General features: G+C 59.2%; 21 protein-coding genes. 10 read left to right on the forward strand and 11 right to left on the reverse strand.

Annotated features, from left to right (window positions below):
* Nucleotides 1-29: 29 nt before the first annotated feature.
* On the forward strand, nt 30-830 hold the full coding sequence (locus ACQZ48_RS12555) for a DUF72 domain-containing protein (protein ID WP_448728866.1): 801 nt from the start codon (nt 30-32) through the stop codon (nt 828-830).
* 6 nt (nt 831-836) lie between these two features.
* Here ACQZ48_RS12555 and dusA read toward each other — a convergent pair whose 3' ends face one another.
* A complete protein-coding gene (gene dusA / locus ACQZ48_RS12560; RefSeq protein ID WP_448728867.1) occupies nt 837-1,847 on the reverse strand; it encodes a tRNA dihydrouridine(20/20a) synthase DusA in 1,011 nt (336 codons plus the stop codon).
* A 138-nt stretch (nt 1,848-1,985) separates the two neighbouring features.
* Between dusA and ACQZ48_RS12565 the strand changes: the two genes are divergently transcribed.
* Together ACQZ48_RS12565 and ACQZ48_RS12570 are read left to right on the forward strand one after the other, a co-directional pair.
* Nucleotides 1,986-2,675 (forward strand): fumarylacetoacetate hydrolase family protein, encoded by a 690-nt coding sequence (locus ACQZ48_RS12565; RefSeq protein WP_448728868.1) that lies wholly within the window; start codon nt 1,986-1,988, stop codon nt 2,673-2,675.
* A 33-nt stretch (nt 2,676-2,708) separates the two neighbouring features.
* Nucleotides 2,709-3,242, forward strand: a complete 534-nt coding sequence (locus tag ACQZ48_RS12570; RefSeq protein ID WP_173989101.1) for a gamma carbonic anhydrase family protein — start codon at nt 2,709-2,711, stop codon at nt 3,240-3,242.
* 36 nt (nt 3,243-3,278) lie between these two features.
* Here ACQZ48_RS12570 and zur read toward each other — a convergent pair whose 3' ends face one another.
* From zur to znuC, 3 genes are read right to left on the reverse strand one after another with little or no spacing between them, the layout of a single operon-like run.
* A complete protein-coding gene (zur, locus tag ACQZ48_RS12575; protein WP_077982278.1) occupies nt 3,279-3,692 on the reverse strand; it encodes a zinc uptake transcriptional repressor Zur in 414 nt (137 codons plus the stop codon).
* Nucleotides 3,689-4,507, reverse strand: a complete 819-nt coding sequence (znuB, locus tag ACQZ48_RS12580) for a zinc ABC transporter permease subunit ZnuB (protein ID WP_191218276.1) — start codon at nt 4,505-4,507, stop codon at nt 3,689-3,691. Before znuB ends, zur begins: the two co-directional genes overlap by 4 nt.
* Nucleotides 4,500-5,420 (reverse strand): zinc ABC transporter ATP-binding protein ZnuC, encoded by a 921-nt coding sequence (gene znuC, locus ACQZ48_RS12585; protein ID WP_448728869.1) that lies wholly within the window; start codon nt 5,418-5,420, stop codon nt 4,500-4,502. The genes znuB and znuC overlap by 8 nt, the downstream gene beginning before the upstream one ends.
* Before the next feature lie 104 nt (nt 5,421-5,524).
* Between znuC and znuA the strand changes: the two genes are divergently transcribed.
* Entirely contained in the window at nt 5,525-6,517 is a 993-nt protein-coding gene (znuA, locus tag ACQZ48_RS12590) for a zinc ABC transporter substrate-binding protein ZnuA (protein ID WP_191218274.1), read from the forward strand.
* 194 nt (nt 6,518-6,711) lie between these two features.
* Here the strand turns inward: znuA and ACQZ48_RS12595 are convergent, their stop codons facing one another.
* Nucleotides 6,712-7,764, reverse strand: a complete 1,053-nt coding sequence (locus ACQZ48_RS12595; RefSeq protein WP_191218273.1) for a LacI family transcriptional regulator — start codon at nt 7,762-7,764, stop codon at nt 6,712-6,714.
* Nucleotides 7,765-8,253: 489 nt separating this feature from the next.
* Between ACQZ48_RS12595 and ACQZ48_RS12600 the strand changes: the two genes are divergently transcribed.
* The 3 genes from ACQZ48_RS12600 (at nt 8,254) to ACQZ48_RS12610 (ending at nt 12,404) form a co-directional block, all read left to right on the forward strand.
* Nucleotides 8,254-10,752 (forward strand): glycoside hydrolase family 2 protein, encoded by a 2,499-nt coding sequence (locus ACQZ48_RS12600; protein ID WP_191218272.1) that lies wholly within the window; start codon nt 8,254-8,256, stop codon nt 10,750-10,752.
* A gap of 103 nt (nt 10,753-10,855) precedes the next feature.
* Entirely contained in the window at nt 10,856-11,887 is a 1,032-nt protein-coding gene (mgrA, locus tag ACQZ48_RS12605; protein ID WP_448728870.1) for an L-glyceraldehyde 3-phosphate reductase, read from the forward strand.
* A 190-nt stretch (nt 11,888-12,077) separates the two neighbouring features.
* Nucleotides 12,078-12,404 carry an RcnB family protein gene (locus ACQZ48_RS12610; protein WP_077982272.1) on the forward strand — a complete coding sequence of 109 codons (327 nt, stop codon included), beginning with the start codon at nt 12,078-12,080 and terminating at the stop codon, nt 12,402-12,404.
* A gap of 66 nt (nt 12,405-12,470) precedes the next feature.
* Here ACQZ48_RS12610 and gndA read toward each other — a convergent pair whose 3' ends face one another.
* The 5 genes from gndA to ccoG form a co-directional block, all read right to left on the reverse strand.
* On the reverse strand, nt 12,471-13,901 hold the full coding sequence (gndA, locus tag ACQZ48_RS12615) for an NADP-dependent phosphogluconate dehydrogenase (protein ID WP_142912238.1): 1,431 nt from the start codon (nt 13,899-13,901) through the stop codon (nt 12,471-12,473).
* 163 nt (nt 13,902-14,064) lie between these two features.
* The gene (gene ccoS, locus ACQZ48_RS12620; RefSeq protein ID WP_077982270.1) at nt 14,065-14,223 is read right to left on the reverse strand and encodes a cbb3-type cytochrome oxidase assembly protein CcoS; all 159 of its coding nucleotides are present in this window, start codon (nt 14,221-14,223) and stop codon (nt 14,065-14,067) included.
* Nucleotides 14,220-16,511 (reverse strand): cation-translocating P-type ATPase, encoded by a 2,292-nt coding sequence (locus ACQZ48_RS12625; protein WP_191218270.1) that lies wholly within the window; start codon nt 16,509-16,511, stop codon nt 14,220-14,222. Before ACQZ48_RS12625 ends, ccoS begins: the two co-directional genes overlap by 4 nt.
* Nucleotides 16,508-17,008 carry a FixH family protein gene (locus tag ACQZ48_RS12630; RefSeq protein WP_077982268.1) on the reverse strand — a complete coding sequence of 167 codons (501 nt, stop codon included), beginning with the start codon at nt 17,006-17,008 and terminating at the stop codon, nt 16,508-16,510. The genes ACQZ48_RS12625 and ACQZ48_RS12630 overlap by 4 nt, the downstream gene beginning before the upstream one ends.
* Nucleotides 17,005-18,588, reverse strand: a complete 1,584-nt coding sequence (gene ccoG / locus ACQZ48_RS12635) for a cytochrome c oxidase accessory protein CcoG (protein ID WP_191218268.1) — start codon at nt 18,586-18,588, stop codon at nt 17,005-17,007. The genes ACQZ48_RS12630 and ccoG overlap by 4 nt, the downstream gene beginning before the upstream one ends.
* Before the next feature lie 120 nt (nt 18,589-18,708).
* Between ccoG and ACQZ48_RS12640 the strand changes: the two genes are divergently transcribed.
* The 3 genes from ACQZ48_RS12640 to ACQZ48_RS12650 are packed head-to-tail and all read left to right on the forward strand — an operon-like array spanning nt 18,709 to nt 19,943.
* Nucleotides 18,709-19,113 carry an SRPBCC family protein gene (locus tag ACQZ48_RS12640; protein ID WP_191218267.1) on the forward strand — a complete coding sequence of 135 codons (405 nt, stop codon included), beginning with the start codon at nt 18,709-18,711 and terminating at the stop codon, nt 19,111-19,113.
* A gap of 10 nt (nt 19,114-19,123) precedes the next feature.
* Nucleotides 19,124-19,480: a VOC family protein gene (locus ACQZ48_RS12645; RefSeq protein ID WP_137410399.1), complete on the forward strand. Its 357-nt coding sequence runs from the start codon at nt 19,124-19,126 to the stop codon at nt 19,478-19,480.
* 16 nt (nt 19,481-19,496) lie between these two features.
* Nucleotides 19,497-19,943 (forward strand): VOC family protein, encoded by a 447-nt coding sequence (locus tag ACQZ48_RS12650; RefSeq protein ID WP_191218266.1) that lies wholly within the window; start codon nt 19,497-19,499, stop codon nt 19,941-19,943.
* 57 nt (nt 19,944-20,000) lie between these two features.
* Here the strand turns inward: ACQZ48_RS12650 and ccoP are convergent, their stop codons facing one another.
* The gene (ccoP, locus tag ACQZ48_RS12655) at nt 20,001-20,864 is read right to left on the reverse strand and encodes a cytochrome-c oxidase, cbb3-type subunit III (protein ID WP_142912243.1); all 864 of its coding nucleotides are present in this window, start codon (nt 20,862-20,864) and stop codon (nt 20,001-20,003) included.
* Between the last annotated feature and the right edge of the window lie 3 nt (nt 20,865-20,867).

The following is a 20,867-nucleotide window of genomic DNA, read 5'->3' on the forward strand; positions in this document are numbered from 1 at the left end:
AAGGCCGAAGGCCGGAGGAGGAATAACAAATGTCGACATCAGGCACGATTCGCACCGGTATCGGCGGCTGGACCTTCGAGCCCTGGGAAGGCACGTTTTATCCCGAAAAATTGCCGAAGAAGCGCCAGCTGGAGCACGCCAGCCGGCAGCTTACGGCCATTGAGGTGAACGGCACCTATTACAGCAGCCAGAAGCCGGAGACCTTCGCCAAATGGGCTTCCGAAGTGCCGGAGGATTTCGTCTTCTCGCTGAAGGCAAGCCGCTTCGTCACCAATCGCAGGGTTCTGGCCGAGGCCGGTGAATCCATGACGAAGTTTTTGACTCAAGGGTTGACGGAACTCGGCGCCCACCTCGGCCCGATCCTCTGGCAGTTTGCGCCCACGAAGAAATTCGATGCGGATGATTTCGGTGCGTTTCTGGCGCTGTTGCCGGAAAAACAGGACGGTATCTCCCTGCGGCATGTGGTGGAGGTCCGCAACGAGACATTCCAGGTGCCGGAATTCATCGATCTCATCGCCAAACACAAGGTCGCGGTCGTCTGCGCCGATCATCATGATTATCCGATGCTGCCGGACGTGACCGCCGATTTCGTCTATTGCCGCCTGCAGAAGGGCGAGGACGATATCAAGACCTGTTATCCGCAGACCGGGATCAGCGACTGGGCCAAACGGGTCAAGACCTATGCGGCGGGCGGCGTGCCTGACGATCTGCCGCTGATTGCGCCTGAGCTGTCGGTCGAAAAGACCCCGCGTGACGTCTTCGCCTTCTTCATCACCGGCGGCAAGGTCAATGCACCCGTGGGTGCGCAGGAACTGCAAAAAGCGGTCTGAGCGCTTTCAGCCCGCCATTTCTTTCGTCGGGCTGAAATCGATTGTCGCAAAAGCGGCCTCGATCACCTCCGGCCCTGCCCCCGGACGAGTGGCGTCGCTGGAAAGGATTTGCCGAAAACGACGCGCGCCAGGCATGCCCTGAAACAGTCCGACCATGTGGCGGGTGACGTGGTTGAGACGTCCACCTGTGGCAATATAATCGGCAGCGTAGTCCATCATCGTGTCCCGCAAAGCCATCCAGTCATATTGGAGGGCTTCCTCGCCATGAATGCGATGATCGACATCGGCAAGGATTGAGGTGTTGTGATAGGCGGCGCGGCCGAGCATCACGCCGTCCATATGTTTCAGGTGCTCGCTCGCCTGATCGAGATCGGAAATACCACCATTGATGCCGATGAAGACGTCAGGATTTTCCCGCTTCATGCGATAGACGAGATCATAATCAAGCGGCGGCACCTCGCGGTTTTCCTTCGGCGAAAGCCCCTGAAGCCAGGCCTTGCGCGCATGAACCCAGACCGCATCCGCACCGGCAGCAACCACCCGCGCCAGAAAATCCGGCAAGACGGTTTCGGGCTCCTGGTCATCAACGCCGATCCGGCATTTGACCGTGACGGGCACAGCAGCAACCGCCTTCATCTCGGAAATACATTGCGCAACGACGTCAGGCTCACGCATCAGACAGGCGCCGAAGGTGCCGGATTGCACGCGGTCCGAAGGACAGCCGACATTGAGGTTGATTTCGTCATAACCGTAATCGCCGGCAATCCGCACCGCCTCGGCAAGCTTGGCGGGATCAGAACCGCCGAGTTGCAGCGCAACGGGATGCTCCTGAGGATGATAACCGAGCAACCTCTCATGCTGACCATGGATGATGGCGTCGGCGACGATCATTTCGGTATAAAGCAGCGCGCGCTTCGACAATTGCCGGTGCAGAAATCTGCACCTCGTATCGGTCCAATCGATCATGGGGGCCACGGCGAAGATTTTTTCGCCGCTTGCAAGCGCTTGTCTGTACATGGATTAACCTCTTTGCGCCGGCTTCTACAACAAAGGACCGTAAAAAGCCAGTTTTGCAGGCAGGGTCATTTTGAACTGGAAATCGCCCCGGAATCGCGGGACAAGAATTGCACTCAAAAAAGACGACAGGAAATCCGCATGGCCGCCACCGTCATCCCCGCTCCCAAACCCGTTCTCCTGCCCGTTGAAGGCACGGGCGACCTGTTTCCCGTACGACGGGTCTATTGCGTTGGCCGCAATTATGCCAATCACGCCATTGAGATGGGCCACGATCCCTCGCGCGAGCCGCCCTTCTATTTCCAGAAGAACCCGGACAATCTGCTGCCAGCAGGGAATGATTTCCCCTACCCGCCGCTGTCCTCCAACGTGCATTACGAAGTTGAGTGCGTCGTGGTCCTGAAGAGCGGCGGCGCGGATATTCCGGCGTCGGAAGCGCTGAACCACGTCTGGGGTTACGCCGTCGGTATCGATATGACCCGCCGCGACCTGCAGGACGGCCTGAAGAAGATGGGCCGCTCCTGGGAAGGCGCGAAGGCCTTCGAATATTCCGCACCGATCTCCCCAATCGTTCCCGCAGACAGGATCGGCCATCCCGCCACCGGCGCGATCTGGCTCGACGTCAATGGCGAACGCAAGCAGACGGGCGACCTTGCCCAGATGATCTGGAAGGTGCCGGAAGTGATTGCCGAGCTCTCCAAGCTGTTCACGCTTGCCGCCGGTGACGTCATCATGACCGGCACGCCGGCCGGCGTCGGCCCGATCGTGCGCGGCGACCGCATCGAATGCGGCGTCGAGGGTGTCGGCACGCTTGCCGTGACGGTTGCCTGAGGCCATCAAAAAAACAAAAGGGAGGATACCGCCATGCCACTTTACCGCCTCGCCGACCGGATGCCGCAAACCCCTGCGGCTGATCGCTACTGGGTAGCGCCCGACGCCAATGTCATCGGTTCGGTGACGCTCGGCGAGGATGTCGGCATCTGGTTCGGCGCGACGCTGCGCGGCGATAACGAGCCGATCAGCATCGGGCGCGGCACCAATATTCAGGAAGGCGTGATGGTGCATAGCGACCCCGGTTTTCCCGCCGTCATCGGCGAAATGTGCACCATCGGCCACCATGCCATCGTTCATGGCTGCACCATTGGCGACAATTCGCTCATCGGCATGGGCGCGACGATCCTGAATGGTGCGAAGATCGGCCGCAACTGCCTCGTCGGCGCCAATGCGCTGGTGACGGAGGGCAAGGAATTTCCGGACAATTCCCTGATTGTCGGCTCGCCGGCGCGCGCCATCCGGACGCTGGATGATGACACCGTCGCGGGGCTTCGCCGCTCGGCGGAGAAATACATCGAAAACTGGAAACGTTTTTCGAAGGATCTGGCGATCATCGAGGGATAGGAAACGGCGGGCGCCTACGCCCGCCCCGTCGTGAGATTAAGCCGAACAGGCGGCGCAGAGGCCCCGAATTTCAATGGTGGTCTTTTCCGCCTTGAACTTGCTGTCCTTCACCCAGCGCTCGAGACGGTGGTCGATTTCGTGATCGTGGAATTCCGTCACCTGTCCGCAGGACTCGCAGATGGCGAAAGCCACCGTGCCATGGTGCTGCGAGCAGCACTCTGCCTGCGTATGGGTGCAGGCGACAAAGGCGTTGAGGCTCTCGAGCCGGTGCACGAGACCAAATTCCACCAGCTTTTCCAGCGCCCGGTAAACCTGCAGCGGCGCACGAAACCCCTCGTCGCGCAGCTTGTCGAGGATCATATAGGCGCTCAGCGGCTGATGCGCGTTTGAGAGGGCATTCATGACCAGCGACTGGTTCTTGGTGAGGTTCTGCTGGGTCTGAGCATTCATGATCTGCCTCCTTCATCCGCGTCGCGGGAAAAACCCGGCGCCGGCAACAGGCTTATAACGAAGAGGATCACCGCGGCAACCACGATGGATGGGCCGGACGGTGTATCATAGGTCAGCGAGCCGAACAGGCCGCCGACAACGGCGACCGCACCGATCAGCGAAGCCACTACCGCCATCACCTCAGGCGTGCCGGAAAAGCGTCTGGCGGTCGCGGCCGGTATGATGAGCAGCGAGGTGATGAGCATGATGCCGACCACCTTCATGGCAATGGCGATCACCAGCGCCATCAACAGCGTAAAGATCAGCTTTGCACGCTCCGGGTTCAACCCCTCGGCCTCGGCCAGCTCCGTATTGACGGTGGAGGCAAGCAGCGACCGCCACAGGAACACCATGGAGATGACGACCACCAGCCCGCCGCCCCATATCAGGGCGATATCGCTGCGGGTGACGGCAAGAATATCGCCGAACAGAAACGAGACGAGATCGATGCGCACCCAGCTCATGAAGGCGACGATGACAAGGCCGATCGCCAGCGCGGAATGGGACAGGATGCCAAGCAAGGCATCGGAGGAAAGCGCCTGCCGCCGTTGCAAGAAGAGAAGCAGGATCGACACGGCCGACGCCACCATAAAGACGCTGACGATGAGGTTGAGCTGCAACAGCAGCGACAGCGCGACGCCGAGCAGCGCCGAATGGGCCATCGTATCGCCGAAATAGGCCATGCGACGCCAGACGACGAAACAGCCGAGAGGACCGGCAGTCAGCGCAACACCGATACCGGCGACCATGGCGCGAACGAAGAAATCGTCAAACATGGCGGTCTCCCTGCCGCTCACTGGAAGGCGTATGGCCCCCATGTTCATGCTCATGGCCGCAGCCGCATTCGTCATGGCTGTCGTGATGGTGGCCATGGTCATGCATATGGTGGTGCCCATCCTCCGGGTGGCAATGATCGGTCACCGAACCATCCGCATGCTGCACCCGGCCATCGGGCAAATGGGTATGATCGTGATGGTGGCTGTAGACGGCAAGCGCCTTGGCCGCGGCGCCACCGAACAGTCGCATATATTCCGGGCTCTGGCTCACAGCCTGCGGCGTGCCCCGGCAGCAGACATGGCCGTTCAGGCATATCACGGTATCGGTTTCCGCCATCACCACATGCAGGTCATGGGAGATTAACAGAATTCCGCAATTATTTGAATTTCTGATATTTTTTATCAGATCATAGAGAGCTATCTCGCCGGAGAAATCAACACCCTGCACGGGCTCGTCAAGAACCAGCAGATCGGGCTTGCGGGCGATGGCGCGAGCCAGAAGCGCGCGCTGGAACTCGCCGCCGGAAAGGTGCTGGACCTCGGCATTGGCAAGATGCGCAATACCAGTCGCATTCAGCGCCGCGTCGATTTCACGGGCTGGCAGCGGCCCGGTCAGCGTCATCAGCCGGCGCACCGAAAGCGGCATGGTCCAATCAACCGAAAGCTTCTGCGGCACATAACCGACCCTCAGACCGGCAATGCGCGAGACCTCGCCCTCAGTCGGCTTCACCACACCGATTGCCATTTTCGCGCTCGTTGACTTGCCGGAACCGTTCGGGCCGATCAGCGTGACGATCTCGCCTTTGCTGACGGAAAACTCCACGCCGCGCACCAGCCATCGGCCGTTGCGCTGCACGCCGGCATTGGCAAGGGAAACCAGTGTATCGTTACCCTTACGGGCGGAATGAAGCATGGCATTGTCCGTTCGGCGATGTTGCCTACCGCTATTGCATACGTTATAGAGTTACGCAATAAATGTAATAACATAACTATACTTGTTCAAGTGGAGTGCATTTCATGAAATCGTTCCTGGTCCCGCTCATGGCATCCGTGGCAATAGCGGCGGCCGCTTCAGGCGCCACCGCCGCGCCCGATGTCGTGGTCTCGATCAAGCCCGTCCATTCTCTCGTCGCCGCCATCATGCAGGGCGTCGGCGAACCGCAGCTCATCGTCGACGGCGCTGCCTCACCGCATACCTATAATCTCAGACCTTCCAATGCGCGCGAGCTGGAAAAGGCGGATGTGGTCTTCTGGGTCGGGCCGGGACTGGAAGCATTCCTGGAAAAGCCGCTGGCGGCGCTTGCCAGCAAGGCGACCGTGGTTGAACTGGAAGACGCCAATGGGCTCGAGAAGCTGCCCTTCCGTGAAGGCGGCCCCTTTGAAGCACACGACCATGGCGACGAAGGCCATGATGCACATAACGGCCACGCCGAAGAGGAAGGCGCACACGATCATGGACACGACCATGCGGAGGGCCACGGGGACCATGACCACGGCGCTTATGACACCCATCTCTGGCTCGACCCCGCCAATGCCAAGGCCATGGCGCAGACGATAGAAACCGCTCTGATCACCGCCGATGCCGGCAATGCCGCGACCTATCAGGCCAATACCAAAAAACTGATAGACGACCTAGATGCGCTCGATGCCGAACTCAGGGAAACGGTCGAGCCGGTGAAGGACAAGCCCTTCATCGTCTTCCACGATGCCTATCAATATTTCGAGCATCGTTACGGTGTGAAGACGGCGGGATCGATCACCGTAAGCCCCGAAACCCTGCCGGGGGCGGACCGCGTCAAACAGATGCAGGAAAAGGTCCGCCAACTCGGCGCAACCTGCGTCTTCGCTGAACCGCAATTCGAGCCGAAGCTGATTTCGGTCATCACCGAAGGCACCGCCGCGAAATCGGCGACGCTTGATCCGGAGGCTGCAACACTGGAACCCGGCCCGGACCTCTATTTCAAGCTGATGCGCGGCATTGCCGGCTCGCTGAAGGACTGCCTGTCCTGATGCGCATTTGCTGCCCCAAACGCTTCGGCGCCGTCATTCCGGCTTTGAACCGGAAACGGCCGAAGCGTGAATTCCCGGAAGAACGCATATTTCAAAACAGTTACTTGCGGTTGAAATATAAAGTACCGCATAAGGAAACGAGGCGCGACAATCGCTGGGTAGGCACGTCGCGCCATCAATCGCAAAGCAGCTCGCTACGGCTTCGGCGCCATCGAAGACCAGACAGGGCTGCTGATGCCCTGCAGGGTTTCCGGCGGCGCGCCGTTGATGCGCGCCAGAAGGGCCTTTGCAAGCTCCCTGCCCGCCAGCTTGATATCTTCATTGACGGTGTGGATCTGCGGTTTGATCCAGTTCAGGAACTCGGCGGACTGTTTCGAGACGATATCGATATCTTCGCCGATCCTAACACCCGCTGCTTCGAAACCCGCCACCAGCGCGATGGTGCTGCTGCCGCTGATCGAAACGATGCCGTCGGGACGGTCATCGGATTGCATTAACCGCTGGCCGAAATCGCGGATTTTTTCAAGCGGTGTTTCGATGGTGATGGCGTCCAGCGGAAATTCGCTAAGGCCGAAATCCCAGATCGCCCGGTTGAACCCCTTGCGGGCGTGATCGTGGAACGAAAACCGCGATGGCGGCACGATGACGGCGATCCTTTTGCGTCCGCATTGCGCCAGCCGCTCGACGGCTTCATAGGCATAGGCCTCATTATCGAAATCGTGAAAAGCATGGTCGATGCCCATATTGGACCGCCCATGGGTGACGAAGGGCATGTTGCGCTCGGTCATGAAACGAACGCGCGGATCGTTGGGCTCGATTTTCGAAATAATGACCCCATCCGCCGAACCGGTATCGAGAATATAGCGGATCGGCACCATCGAATCCTTGGCATGGATGTGGGGCGTCACAACCAGATGATATTGTGTCGTGGAAAGAACCTCGGTGATGCCGAATACCATCTGGCTGGTAAAACCCATCAGTTCTTCATCGACGCTCAGCACAAGGGCAATCACATTGGTCTTGCCGGTGCGAAGGCGCACCCCGGCGCGGTTTGGCTGGTAACCGATCTGCCGGGCGATCAGCCGCACGCGCTCCTTGGTTTCAGCGCCGATATCGGGCGCATCCTTCAGTGCGCGCGAGACGGTGGTGATGCCGAGACCCGTCATATAGGCGATGGTCTTCAAGGTCGGACGCTCGCCCGTCGTCGCGGATATGTCGTCCCTGCCGGATTTTCCAGTATCGTTCATGTCATTTCGCCACGCTTTACCGAACGATAATCATAGATAGCTTTTGCTCTGTTGCAAAGGCAAAGGTCTCGGCCACAGAGTGGGCCTTTTCTGCATATCCGCCGATCCGGCTATAACGATATAGATCGAGAAAATATCTCCCCGCCGTCAGCCACTCCTCAAGGTCTGGAAATTGTGGATATTGACAGACAAACATCCTAATTATTTAAATTAAATAAATAGAATAAATTACTGATATAAATTGATAAAACAGCAAACTTTTAACTCACCAGAACTTCTGCGTCCCACTCAATAAACGCCCGGTATTTTTCTGGCGTCCACAGGACATTCAAAGGAATGACGGGAGGATAGTTTTACGGTAACGTTGCCGGAGGGAGGAAATCGCAAAGCCGCATAAACGTATCACGGCCGCTTTGCGTCGATCCATTCTCCCCATATTCTGACACAAGCCTGCATCATAATGCCGGCCGTCTTCGTTGAATTCATATTATGCAGGGTCCGATCATGATTTCTTCCTCCACGCCCGAAACCGTCATCGATCTGGCCGGGCTTTGGCACTTGGCCTCAGTGGAAGGAGACCATGCCACCGAGATTTCCATTCCGGGCGATATTCACTCCGCGCTCAAAAATGCCGCCATCATTCCAGACCCCTATCACGGCGCCAACGAGAAGGCCGTGCAATGGGTCGCGCAGCGAGACTGGATCCTTGAGCGCACTTTCATTCTCGATGAGGCGGACGCCAGCTGGTATCTCGATATCGATTACCTCGACACGGTCGCCATCGTCTTCGTCAACGACGTCCCGGTCCTGAGCGCCGACAATTGTTTTCGCCGTTACCGCCCGGATGTTTCGCGGGCTGTTCGGCCGGGTGAAAACACAATCCGGATTCATTTCCATTCCAATATCGCTGCCGGTGCGGACCGGCAGGCGCGGCAGCCTTTTTATATTCCCTATCACCCCGGCAATTCACCCATTGCCAATGGCAACATGCTGCGCAAGCCGCAATGCCATTTCGGCTGGGATTGGAATATCGCAATTGCGCCGCTTGGACTTTACGGCAAAATCCTGCTGAAGCGGCTCGATACGGCCCGCATCGAACATGTCGTTACCTCGCAGCACCATGTCGAAGGCGGTGTCGAACTGCATGTGGCCGTCACCCTTATTGCCGAGGGACCGGCAAGCCTGCCGGTCTATCTGTCGCTGAATGACGATAGGCTCAGGCTCGATTGCGGCGTCGGCGCCGGCGAAACGGTGATACGCCACGTCTTCTTCGTGGAAAATCCGGAACTCTGGTGGCCGGTCGGCAGTGGCGAGCAGACGCTCTACAGACTGACCGTGGAATTGCCCGATGAGACCGTGACCCGGCAGATCGGCTTCAGGACCATCGAGCTTCTGACCGACAAGGATGAGGCCGGCAGCCGCTTCGCTTTCCGCATCAACGGACGGGAAATCTTCTGCCGCGGCGCTAACTGGATTCCCGCCGATGCGCTTTATTCGCTGACCAGCCGGGAGAAGACCGAAGATCTCCTCTGCTCCGCGGTCGAGGCCAATATGAACATGATACGTGTCTGGGGCGGCGGCTTTTATGAGGAAGACTGGTTCTATGATCTCTGCGACCGTCTCGGCCTTCTGGTCTGGCAGGACTTCATGTTCGCTTGCAATCTCTATCCTTGCACCGATGACTTCCTCGACAATGTCGAACACGAGGTCGATTATCAGGTCAAACGCCTCTCCTCGCATCCGTCCATCGCACTCTGGTGCGGTGATAACGAACTGGTGGGCGCGCTGACCTGGTTCGATGAATCCCGCAACAATCGCGACCGTTATCTCGTGGCTTACGACCGCCTGAACCGCACTATCGAAAAAGCCCTGGAAAAAGCCGCTCCCGAAGCGCTTTGGTGGCCGTCAAGCCCCGCCTCGGGCTATCTCGATTATGGCGACGCCTGGCACGCAGATGGCTCCGGCGACATGCATTATTGGTCCGTCTGGCACGAGAACAAGTCGTTCGACAATTATCATCAGGTGAAACCGCGCTTCTGCTCCGAATTCGGTTTCCAATCCTATACGTCCATGCCTGTCATCCGCACCTATGCGGAAGAGAAGGACATGAACATCGCCTCCCCGGTCATCGAACTGCACCAGAAGAATGTCGGCGGCAATGAGCGGATTGCGGGCACCATGTTCCGCTACTTCCGCTTCCCCAACGATTTCAAGAATTTCGTTTATCTCAGTCAGGTGCAGCAGGCGCTGGCCATACGCACGGCTGTCGATTACTGGCGCTCGCTCAAGCCCCATTGCATGGGCACGCTGTATTGGCAGCTCAACGACACCTGGCCGGTCGCCTCATGGTCGAGCCTCGATTATGGCGGCGGCTGGAAAGCGCTGCACTATGCTGCCCGCCGTTTCTTCCAGCCAGTCACGGTCTCGGCCATTCCCTCGGAGGATGGACGCCGGGTGAAATTCTCCATGGTCAACGACACGGCGGAGGATGTGGAAATTGACATGAACATCGTTGCGCTGACCATGGACGGCAGCCGCGTGCCGCTGAAATCCGCCAACGGCACATGCGCGACGGATAAGGCCGCGACGCTGACAGACATCGACATGGACAGCCTGCCGGATGGCGCTATCCTTGCGTGGAGCTTCATCGCGTCCAACGGCATGACCGGCGAAGGCCATCATGTGCGCGATAGCTACAAGGCGCTGGATCTTCAGCACGCCGGGTTGGATCTCTCCGTCAGCCCGCTGAAAAACGGCCAGTTCGAAATCGATGTCACCGCCGCCGGTCTCGCCCTCTTCGTCATGTTGGAGGCGGACCAGCCGGGTCGATATTCGGACAATCTGTTCGATCTTTCGGCCGGCGAAACGCGCCGCATCATCTTCACCCCGAAGGCGGGCGGCCCCCAGCCGCATTTCCGCACCTTCGATCTTCACACCTGCCAATCCTCGCCCAATCCCGACATTGAAACGATGCGGAGAAAGGCATAACCATCCCTCTCGGGAATGACAGGTGCACATGCGCCTGTCGTCGACAGTTCAAAGGGTTGCCGGGTTCTGCGGCAGCCAGTCATCAGCAAATGGAGGAATAACCATGGTTTGGCAACCGGCCGAAAACCGATACACATCCATGAAATACAATCATTGTGGCAAGACCGGCCTGAAACTGCCGGCGATTTCGCTGGGGCTCTGGCACAATTTCGGTAATGACACGCCGCACCAGACGAAACAGGCCATTTGCCGCCGTGCTTTCGATCTCGGCATTACCCATTTCGATCTCGCCAACAATTACGGCCCGCCGCCCGGCAGCGCCGAAACCGCCTTCGGCGATATTCTGAAGACGGATTTCAGAGGTTATCGCGACGAGATGATCATCTCCTCCAAGGCCGGTTACAACATGTGGCCAGGTCCCTATGGCGAATGGGGCAGCCGCAAATATGTAATCGCCTCCTGCGACCAGAGCCTGAAGCGCATGGGGCTGGATTACGTCGATATTTTCTATTCCCACCGTTTCGACCCCAACACACCGCTTGAGGAAACCTGCGGCGCGCTGGACCAGATCGTTCGCTCGGGCAAGGCGCTCTATGTCGGCATCTCGTCCTATAACTCGAAGCGTACCCGTGAGGCCGCCGCTATCCTGAAGGATCTCGGCACGCCCTGCATCATCCACCAGCCGAGCTATTCGATGATCAACCGCTGGATCGAGGAAGACGGTCTGGTCGATACGCTGGAAGAGCTGGGCATCGGCTCCATCGTCTTCTCGCCGTTGGCGCAGGGCATGTTGACGACGAAATATCTCGGCGGCGTGCCTGATGGCAGCCGTGCATCGCAGAGCAAGTCGCTGAACCCGGCGTTCCTCAACGAGCGCAATGTCGAAAACATCCGCGCGCTGAACAGTATTGCCGAACGCCGCGGCCAGACGCTGGCGCAGATGGCGATTGCCTGGGTTCTGCGCGGCGGCCGCATCACCTCGGCGCTGATCGGCGCAAGCCGTGTCGAACAGGTCGAGGACTGCGTAAAGGCGCTGGACAATGCTGATTTCTCCGCCGAAGAACTGGCCGAAATCGACCGTTACGCCAAGGACGCTGATATCAACCTCTGGGCAAAATCCGCCGAACGGGCCTGATATATGAAGCAAGGCCGTCCGGCGGATACCGGGCGGTCTCACTCCAAGAGCCGGATTGCAATCTGCAACCGAAGAATTAATGTCCGCACCTAACCGTTAATAACCATTACATAAATGTAATTTTAAATTCAGTTTCCGTTCATTCGTTTATTCGTAAGTTCTCCTCATCGAAACACGAGAGGAAACGTCCATGAAAAAGTTCGTCACCATTCTTCTGGCAGCCACCGTTCTTGCAGCCCCGATGGCTCAGGCCCAGAGCCGCCACGACGACCGCCATCGCGGCGTTACCGTCGAGCGTCAGGTCACCACCAAGAAAGTCATCGTCAAGAAGCACCGCTGGGATCGCGGCCAGCGCCTCTCGGCCCGTGAGCGCCGCAACATGGTGGACCGCCGTGACTACCGCCGCTATCGCCTTGCCGAACCGCGCCGCGACCAGCGCTGGGTGCGCGTCGACAACCAGTTCCTGCTCATCAACGCCGTCAGCGGCCTCATCGTCGGTCTCGCCGCCGCCCGCTAATCGAGGCATAGATGAAATGAAAAAGGCCCGCTCGCGCGGGCCTTTTGTCGTTTGTCGTTCAGCCTATCAGAAGCTATCCGCGCCGCTACCCCAAGGGCCGTGCGGTTTGTCCACACCGTCGGTGCGTTCGAAGCCGTGGGCGCCGAAGAAGTCGCGCTGCGCCTGGATGAGGTTGGCGCTGCCGCGACCGCGGCGATAGGCATCGAAATAGCCGAGTGCCGAAGCCAGCGCCGAAACAGGCAGGCCGGAGAGCACGGCATAGGAAACCACACGACGCAGCGGCGCGTCGGTATCCTTGACGATGGCGGAGAAGGCCGGCGTCACGATGAGGTTGGCCACATGCGGATCCTTGGTGAAGGCCGAAGTGATCTCATCGAGGAATTCCGAGCGGATGATGCAGCCGGCGCGCCAGATACGGGCGATCGTCGGCATCGGCAGGTTCCAGTTGAACTCCTTCGACGCGGCCGACATGATGGCGAAGCCCTGCGCATAGGCGCCGACCTTGGCGGCCAGAAGCGCGCTTTCCAGATCGGCGATAAACGCCTTTTTGTCGGCGGGTGCGGCTGCAAGCTTCGGCAGGCCGAAGATTTTCTCGGCAGCTTCACGCTCGTCCTTCTGCGACGACAGGATACGGGCAGCCACGGCCGCCTCGATAGCTGTTGCGGCGACGCCCATGTTCTGGGCCTCGATGACCGACCACTTGCCGGTGCCCTTCTGGCCGGCCTTGTCGAGGATCAGATCGACCATCGGCTTGCCGGTGATGGGATCGGCGGCGCGCAGGACCTTCTCGGTGATCTCGATCAGGTAGGAATTCAGGCGCCCCTTGTTCCACTCAGCGAACACGTCGGCGATCTCAACCGCGCTCATGCCAAGGCCATCACGCAGAATGCCGTAGATTTCGGCGATCATCTGCATGTCGGCATATTCGATGCCGTTATGGATCGTCTTGACGAAATGACCGGCACCGTCATTGCCGAGCCAAGCCACGCACGGATCGTCATTATATTTGGCGGAAATGGAGGTCAGCACCTTCTCGACGCGCTTCCAGCTATCTTCGGTGCCACCAACCATGATCGATGGTCCGTGACGCGCACCTTCTTCACCGCCGGAAACGCCCATGCCGATAAAGGTCAGACCGCTGTCCTTGAGGTTATCGAAACGGCGGATCGTATCGCGGAAATTGGCATTGCCGGCGTCGATCATGATGTCGCCGTTCGAGAGATGCGGTTTCAGGATTTCCATCTGCTGGTCCACCGGATCGCCGGCCTTGATCATGATGATGATCGGGCGTGGAGGGCGAATGGCGGCGACGAATTCCTCGATGGTTTCGCAGGGGATCAACTGCCCCTGCAACGCCCCGGCTTCAGCGTAAAATTTTTTCGTCGCTTCAGGGGTTCGGTTGAATACGGCGATCTTGTTGCCTTTTTCAGCGATGTTCAACGCCAGGTTCGAGCCCATGACGCCGAGACCGATCAAACCGATTTCTGCCTGTTCCACGGATGTGCCTCCATCTTGCTTTTAGGTGGTCGTGTTGTGGCACTGTAATCACCAAACGGCAAGGCTGGCCGCGACTGAAACGATTAAATTTTGATGACGCAAGTCAGCTTTGCATATTTGCGACAGGTCGATACAAGTTCAAAACTGACCGTTTGTTTTTCCGTCAAGAGGGCCGTGGCCGGTCATCACCATCATCGATTACTCGCCAGGCGGCCCCGTCCATATCCTCATATTGGCCCGAACGCACCGACCAGAGGAAGGCGAAAAGGCCAAGTGCCCCTAAGAACAGCGCGACGGGAATGAGATAGATCAGCATGTTCATGCCAGTTGCGCCCCCTCGCCCGCAAATCCTGTTTTTACATCGCTCCGGGGACGGACAGTTTCAGCCGCACCAGCAAGGCGCAACGCATTGGCAACAACAACCAGCGAAGACGTCGACATGGCAATGGCCGCAATCATCGGCGTCGCATAGCCGGCAATCGCAATCGGCACGGCGACGACGTTATAGCCGATGGCAAGCGCAAAGTTTTGCCGGACAAGCCTTCCTGCCCGCTGCGATGTCTCGATTGCGAAAGGCACGGCATCGAGATTCTCCTGCATGAACACGAAATCGGCGGCCTGCCGGCCAATATCGGCGGCGGTGGCGGGCGCCATGGACACATGCGCAGCGGCAAGCGCCGGAGCGTCGTTGATACCGTCTCCCACCATCAGCACTCTGCGCCCCTCGCCGGCAAGCGCGGCACAGCGCGCCGCCTTGTCCTTCGGCGACAGGTCCGCGCGCCAGTTGCCGATCCCCAGCCGCTGCGCCATGGCGCTGACGGCTGCTGCCCGGTCACCCGAGACGATCTCCTGCGCAAGGCCCCGGCCAGACAGGCTGCGCAATGCCGCCACCGCACCCGCGCGCGGCTTGTCCTCAAAGCCAAAGCTCGCCAGATGCCGGCCATCGAGAGAAAGCACCACTTCCGACCGCGCATCGCCATTGTCGACCCGTGCCTCATCCGGGCAGGTGAAACGGCGATTGCCGAGCCGGTAAGTGCCGCTTTCCGTCTCGGCCTCGACGCCCGAACCCGGAATTTCCCGCACCGTTTCATAGGCCGGCAAGGCACCGCTATAGGCAGCATGCAGAGCCTTCGACAACGGATGCCGCGAATGGGCGGCAAGGCCGGCGGCAATCGCCATGATGGCCGGCTTTACATCGCCGGTCTCGACCAGTTTCGGCTTGCCAACAGTCAGGGTTCCGGTCTTGTCGAACAGCACGGTGTCGATTTCAGCAAGCCGCTCCATGGCCGAACCTTCCTTGACCATGATACCGTGCCGGAACAGCCTTCCTGCTGCCACCACCTGCACCACGGGAACGGCAAGGCCGAGCGCGCAGGGGCAGGTGATGATGAGAACCGCAATGGCGATCAGCATCGCCTGTTTCCAGTCGCCGCCGAAAATGCCCCAGCCCAAAAACGTCACCAGCGCCAGAAGATGCACGACGGGCGAATAATAGCTCGCGGCACGGTCGGCGATACGCCGGTAACGTGCCCGCCCGCCTTCGGCCGCCTCCATCAACCCGATCACTTCCGACAGGAAGGAATCCTTTGCGGACGCGGTCACCCGGGCGACAAGCGAACCGGTGAGATTGAGCGTGCCGGCCTGCAGGCTGTCGCCGGCCACGACGCGGCGCGGCGCGCTTTCACCATTGACGATGGACATGTCGAGATCGCTGCTGCCGGAGACCACCACGGCATCCACCGCTACCCGGTCACCCGCCGCAATCGCAATCGACATTCCGGGGTCGATATCCGCAAGCGACCGGTAGTCCCGCACCCCGTCCGCGTCGATGACGGTAGCGCCGCGCGGCGAAAGGCGGGCCAATCCGGCAATCGCCGAGCGCGCCTTGTCGCGCATGACATGATCCAGCGTGCGACCGATCAGCAGGAAGAACAGCAGCGATACCGTCGCGTCGAACCACGCGTGTTCGCCGTGATGGATCGTCTCCCACAGCGAAACGGCATAGGAGAGCGTGATGGCGAGCGCGATCGGCACGTCCATATTGGTGCGGCCATGTTTCAGCGCATTCCAGGCCGATCGATAGAAGAAACGCCCGCCATAGATCAGCGCCGGCGCGGCGATCATCGCCGAAATCCAGTGGAACATGTCACGCGTCGCCGCATCCGCGCCCGACCAGACGGAGACCGACAGCAGCATGATGTTGGCGGACGCAAAGCCGCAGAGCGCCACCGCCCTGATAAGCTGCGAGCGCAACGCGTCTGAAGCATCCTGCCCGCTCGAGAAAAGATGTGTCCTGTATCCGGTTGAAAGGATCGCGCGGGCAAGATCGGCGGGATCGGTCTTGACGCCATCGACCTCTTCCTTCCAGACGACCGCCACCCGTTTCGACGACAGGTTCACCCGCGCCCGCTCCACTTGCGGCACGCGGCGAAGCGCAGTCTCGATGGTGGTGATGCAGGCGCCGCAATAAACACCCGGCACGCTGAGATCGGTCTGGCGAAGACCCTGCCCCAGATCGCGGCTCGCCAGCAGCAATTCCTCCGACGATGGCGGATTGACCGGTTCGCCGAGTTGCAGCGACCCTTCCGTTCCCGGTGCGCAGCAGCTCATTTGCGCCCCCTGATGACAGCGATCCGCGTGCCCTCATGCACGATGATCCGGCCATCCTTGACGGCTGTCACTTCGACGATCCATTGGCCGGGCAACATGTCATGCGCAGCAGTGAAAACACCCGTGGAAACCGGGGTCAGCTCCATGTCGAAATTCTGGCTCTCACCCACGGGCCGGCGGAAATGCGCCGTCACCGTATCCGTGTCGACAGGCCCGGCATCCGGATGGAAAACTTCGTAACGCACCGTCTTTTCATCCACCGCCAGCCTGCCCTTGATGCCGGTTGCAGCCCTTGCCTTGGCGGCCTCCGCCTTGGCGTTGAACTGCTGGCTGGCCACATAGGTATTGGGCACCACAAGCCCGCTCCAGCTATGGATCGCGTTCCAGGCCATGATCATGTTGACGGTAATGATGGTACCAAAGAACAGCACCATCACGCCGAGCATGTGCCAGCCTGTAAATGTGAAACCGGAGGCGCGTTGGTTGTTCACCGTCATTTTTTCACTCCCGGAGCATTGAAGACCGCATCGTAACGGGCCGTTTCGTGGCCGGCCGTATCGCTGACGATGAATTCGAAATTTTCAGCTACCCGCGCAACATCCGCGCCCGGCAGGGTGACGAAGACCTTCAGCGTCGTCGCCTCATCCGGCTCCACGGTCACCTCGAAAGCCCGGGCAGCCGTATCGGCCATGCCGTTTATCTTCATCACCGCATTCGGAAGGCCGTCCATCGTCAGCCTCATTATGCGCGGCTGCGGCACCATGTTGAGGATTCGGACCGTGTAGCCGTTGCGGATGGACCCGTTCGATTCCAGCACATATTGCGGGTTGCGGTCGTGCAGCACGTTGAGCGCCAGCCGCTCGCGCGTCACCAGCGCAAACAGCATGCCAATGCCAACGGCAGCCCAGATGGCCGTATAAAGCAGCGTGCGCGGCCGGAAGATGATGCGCCAGTTGAAGTGGCGCACGCGCCTACTGAAACGGCCGTCCTCTTCGCGCACATTGGCGGGACGGATGGCGTATTCGCCGTTGCCGGTCGCCAGCGCCATATTGGACTGGTATTCGGAAAGCGTCGCATAGGCGATCAGCCCGCGCGGTTTGCCGATCTTGTCCATCACCCCGTCACAGGCATCGATACAGAGCGCGCAGGTGATGCATTCCAGCTGCTGCCCGTCCCTGATGTCGATACCCATGGGACAGACCGCAACGCAGGCATTGCAATCGACGCAATCGCCAATGCTCTCCCCTGCCGCCGCAGCCTTTTTAGCGTGACGTGAGCGCGGTTCACCCCGCCAGTCATTATAAGTGACGACAAGCGAATTCTCGTCCAGCATCGCTGCCTGAATGCGCGGCCAGGGGCACATATAGGTGCAGACCTGTTCCCGCATCAGCCCGCCGAAGACATAGGTCGTGGCGGTGAGGATCGCGACGGTGGTGTAAGCGATCATGGGTGCTTCGCCGGTCAGGAACTCTCTCGCCAGCGTCGGCGCATCGGCAAAATAGAAGATCCAGGCTCCACCTGTCAGAACACCGATGACCAGCCAGACCGCATGTTTCAACACCCGCTTGTGTAACTTGCCAAACGTGAAGGGCGCCGCATCCAGTTTCATGCGCGCGTTCCTGTCGCCCTCTATCGCCCGCTCGACCACCAGAAACAGATCGACCCAGACGGTCTGCGGACAGGTGTAACCGCACCATGCGCGCCCAACGGCGGAGGTGACGAGAAAGAGCCCCAGCCCCGCCATGACCAGCAGGCCGGCAACGAAAAAGAACTCCTGCGGCCAGATTTCGATGAAGAAGAAATAAAAGCGCCGGTTGGCGATATCGATCAGCACTGCCTGATCGGGTGCATAAGGTCCCCTGTCCCATCGCAGGAACGGCGTCAGATAATAAATGCCGAGGGTGACGAGCATCACCAGCCATTTGAACCGCCGGAACCGACCTTCCGCGCGCTTGGGAAAAATCTTCTTGCGGGCTTCGTAGAGCGGTTTGCGCGTTTTTGCGGAATTGACGGCTTCCGCCTCCAGCCTTTCGACGGGCTGTTGCGGGCTGTCCTGTCCGGCGCGATAGATGTTCATGATAGGAGTCCATTTTTATCTCCTTGCTTTCTCCCATCTCCGCGGTGAAACATCCTTGACTTGCATCAAGTGACGACAAAGTGGCGCAGTCATGGGAACGCGCCGCCAAGGGAGGATGAAATGCCTGTCATGCAGTCGAGAATCATTCATCTTTCGATCGAAAAACCGTGGGCAGAGGTCTACGACTTCGCCTCCGACCCTCAGAATATGCCTCGCTGGGCCGCGGGGCTTGCGGGCGGTCTTAAAGCCGATGGCCAAGACTGGATCGCCGAGGGCGGGCCGCTTGGCGAGGTGCGCGTCAATTTTGCGCCCGCAAACGAATTGGGCGTCATCGACCACGTCGTGACATTGCCGGATGGTATCAAAGTTTATAACGCGCTACGGGTGACACCGAATGGCGACGGTACGGAGGTGAGTTTCACCCTGCTTCGCCTTCAGGGCATGACGGACGAGGATTTCGATCAGGATGCAAGAGCGGTCACGGCCGATCTCGAAACGCTGAAGGCGCTGCTCGAAAAGGATTGATGGAGGAAAGATGATCACGAATACAAACGACCGACGCATCGACTATGTCGAATTCAACGTCGCCGATATCGAGCGCAGCAAGGAATTTTACGGCGGCGCGTTCGGTTGGACTTTCAAGGATTACGGTCCGCAATATTGCGAATTCTCCGACGGCCGCCTGACGGGCGGCTTCACCACCACCGCGCCGGTTTCTTCCAAGGGCGGACCGCTCGTCATTCTCTACGCCGCCGATATCGAGGATGTGCAACGGCGTATCGAGGCCGCCGGCGGCCAGATTAGCGTCGCGATCTTCGCCTTTCCCGGCGGCCGGCGTTTCCATTTCACCGATCCGGATGGATACGAACTGGCCGTCTGGTCGAAAAACTGATCGGCAGGAACCCGCCATGACTTTGACAACGCCGCCTTTTTCGTTGGTCGGTATCGATCATATCGTCTTCATCGTCGACGATATGGCGCGGGCGCTCGATTTCTACCGGAACGTGCTGGGGTGCACTGATGGTTACTCTTATCCTGCTCTCGGCATGGAACAGGTCTGGTGCGGAAATGCCTTGATCGTGCTGTGGGATGTCACACATCCCGGTGGCACAAAGGCTGCTCCGCCCGTCGCCGGAGGACGCAATGTCGATCACATCTGCATAGCGACCGGTCCCCTGAACCATGATGCGCTTCGCGCACATCTGGTGAAATTTAACGTTACGATAGAACAGGAAGCCTTTCACGGCGGCGCGAGAGGAATGGGACATTCGTTCTATTTCCGTGATCCCTTCGGCAACAAGATCGAGTTGAAGGGACCAGCCGAATATCCGGATGGACGGGCGGACAACGCCTGATCTGCCCATGATAAAAAGGGCGCCTCCCCGGCGCCCCCTCTCCACATTCTGCTCACCTCATTCACCCCCACCAAGCGAATGCACGAAGATGGCAAGCTGCTTGACGGTCGTATCACCGAGACGCTCTCCCCAGGCAGGCATCACCCCATGTTTCGGTGACCGTATCTGTGCAGCGATACCTTCTTCGCCGTGGGCCTTCAGCCAGATAGCATCGGCAAGATTGGGTGCTCCGAACTCGCGGTTGCCCTTAGCATCCTCACCGTGGCAAGAAGCGCAATTATCCGCAAAAACCTGTTTGCCAGGTTCCACCAGCGCCGGATTGGAAGGCTTTCCGGTCAGACTGACGACATAGGCGGCAACCTCGCGGATTTCGTCAGACTTCAGAATGTCGACGAAGGCCGGCATTTCCGAAGCACGCGTATCAGCATCGTCGGCAAAACGAATGCCGTGCTTCACCGTTGTATAGATGTCCTCGACGCTGCCGCCCCACATCCAGTCGTCATCGTTGAGGTTGGGATAACCCTGCCCGCCTTCCGCGCCCGAACCGTGACACTGAATGCAATTGACCTTGAAAGCGGCCGCGCCGCCGGAAAGGGCAAATTGACTCAGGGCCGGGTCGGTCTGAATTTCGGCAAGCGACGCATTGGCGATTTTGTCGACAAAGACGCTCTGCAACTGTTTTGCATCGGCAATATCGGCGGCAATATCGCCGCGGCTGTTCCAGCCGAGCAACCCTTGCGTCGCCCCGTTGATCAGCGGCCATGCCGGATAGGCGATGGTATAGCCGATGGCCCACAGTATAGTGAGATAGAAGGTCCAGACCCACCAGCGCGGCATTGGGTTGTTCAACTCGCGGATACCGTCCCATTCATGGCCAGTGGTTTCGACGCCGCTGATTTTATCGATGTGTTTTTCGGACATATC

This window comes from Agrobacterium sp. 22-209-1 (assembly GCF_053522485.1).

Excerpts from the sequence above, each read along its gene's own strand:
- znuC (WP_448728869.1), bottom strand. The coding sequence starts at position 5,420 with ATGCTTCATTCCGCCCGTAAGGGTAACGATACACTGGTTTCCCTTGCC.
- ACQZ48_RS12595 (WP_191218273.1), bottom strand. The coding sequence starts at position 7,764 with ATGAACGATACTGGAAAATCCGGCAGGGACGACATATCCGCGACGACG.
- znuB (WP_191218276.1), bottom strand. The coding sequence starts at position 4,507 with ATGTTTGACGATTTCTTCGTTCGCGCCATGGTCGCCGGTATCGGTGTT.
- ACQZ48_RS12555 (WP_448728866.1), top strand. The coding sequence starts at position 30 with ATGTCGACATCAGGCACGATTCGCACCGGTATCGGCGGCTGGACCTTC.
- znuA (WP_191218274.1), top strand. The coding sequence starts at position 5,525 with ATGAAATCGTTCCTGGTCCCGCTCATGGCATCCGTGGCAATAGCGGCG.
- ACQZ48_RS12565 (WP_448728868.1), top strand. The coding sequence starts at position 1,986 with ATGGCCGCCACCGTCATCCCCGCTCCCAAACCCGTTCTCCTGCCCGTT.
- ccoG (WP_191218268.1), bottom strand. The coding sequence starts at position 18,588 with ATGAACATCTATCGCGCCGGACAGGACAGCCCGCAACAGCCCGTCGAA.
- ACQZ48_RS12625 (WP_191218270.1), bottom strand. The coding sequence starts at position 16,511 with ATGAGCTGCTGCGCACCGGGAACGGAAGGGTCGCTGCAACTCGGCGAA.
- ACQZ48_RS12650 (WP_191218266.1), top strand. The coding sequence starts at position 19,497 with ATGACTTTGACAACGCCGCCTTTTTCGTTGGTCGGTATCGATCATATC.
- ccoS (WP_077982270.1), bottom strand. The coding sequence starts at position 14,223 with ATGAACATGCTGATCTATCTCATTCCCGTCGCGCTGTTCTTAGGGGCA.
- ACQZ48_RS12570 (WP_173989101.1), top strand. The coding sequence starts at position 2,709 with ATGCCACTTTACCGCCTCGCCGACCGGATGCCGCAAACCCCTGCGGCT.
- zur (WP_077982278.1), bottom strand. The coding sequence starts at position 3,692 with ATGAATGCTCAGACCCAGCAGAACCTCACCAAGAACCAGTCGCTGGTC.
- ACQZ48_RS12645 (WP_137410399.1), top strand. The coding sequence starts at position 19,124 with ATGATCACGAATACAAACGACCGACGCATCGACTATGTCGAATTCAAC.
- mgrA (WP_448728870.1), top strand. The coding sequence starts at position 10,856 with ATGGTTTGGCAACCGGCCGAAAACCGATACACATCCATGAAATACAAT.
- dusA (WP_448728867.1), bottom strand. The coding sequence starts at position 1,847 with ATGTACAGACAAGCGCTTGCAAGCGGCGAAAAAATCTTCGCCGTGGCC.
- ACQZ48_RS12610 (WP_077982272.1), top strand. The coding sequence starts at position 12,078 with ATGAAAAAGTTCGTCACCATTCTTCTGGCAGCCACCGTTCTTGCAGCC.
- ccoP (WP_142912243.1), bottom strand. The coding sequence starts at position 20,864 with ATGTCCGAAAAACACATCGATAAAATCAGCGGCGTCGAAACCACTGGC.
- ACQZ48_RS12600 (WP_191218272.1), top strand. The coding sequence starts at position 8,254 with ATGCAGGGTCCGATCATGATTTCTTCCTCCACGCCCGAAACCGTCATC.
- ACQZ48_RS12630 (WP_077982268.1), bottom strand. The coding sequence starts at position 17,008 with ATGACGGTGAACAACCAACGCGCCTCCGGTTTCACATTTACAGGCTGG.
- ACQZ48_RS12640 (WP_191218267.1), top strand. The coding sequence starts at position 18,709 with ATGCCTGTCATGCAGTCGAGAATCATTCATCTTTCGATCGAAAAACCG.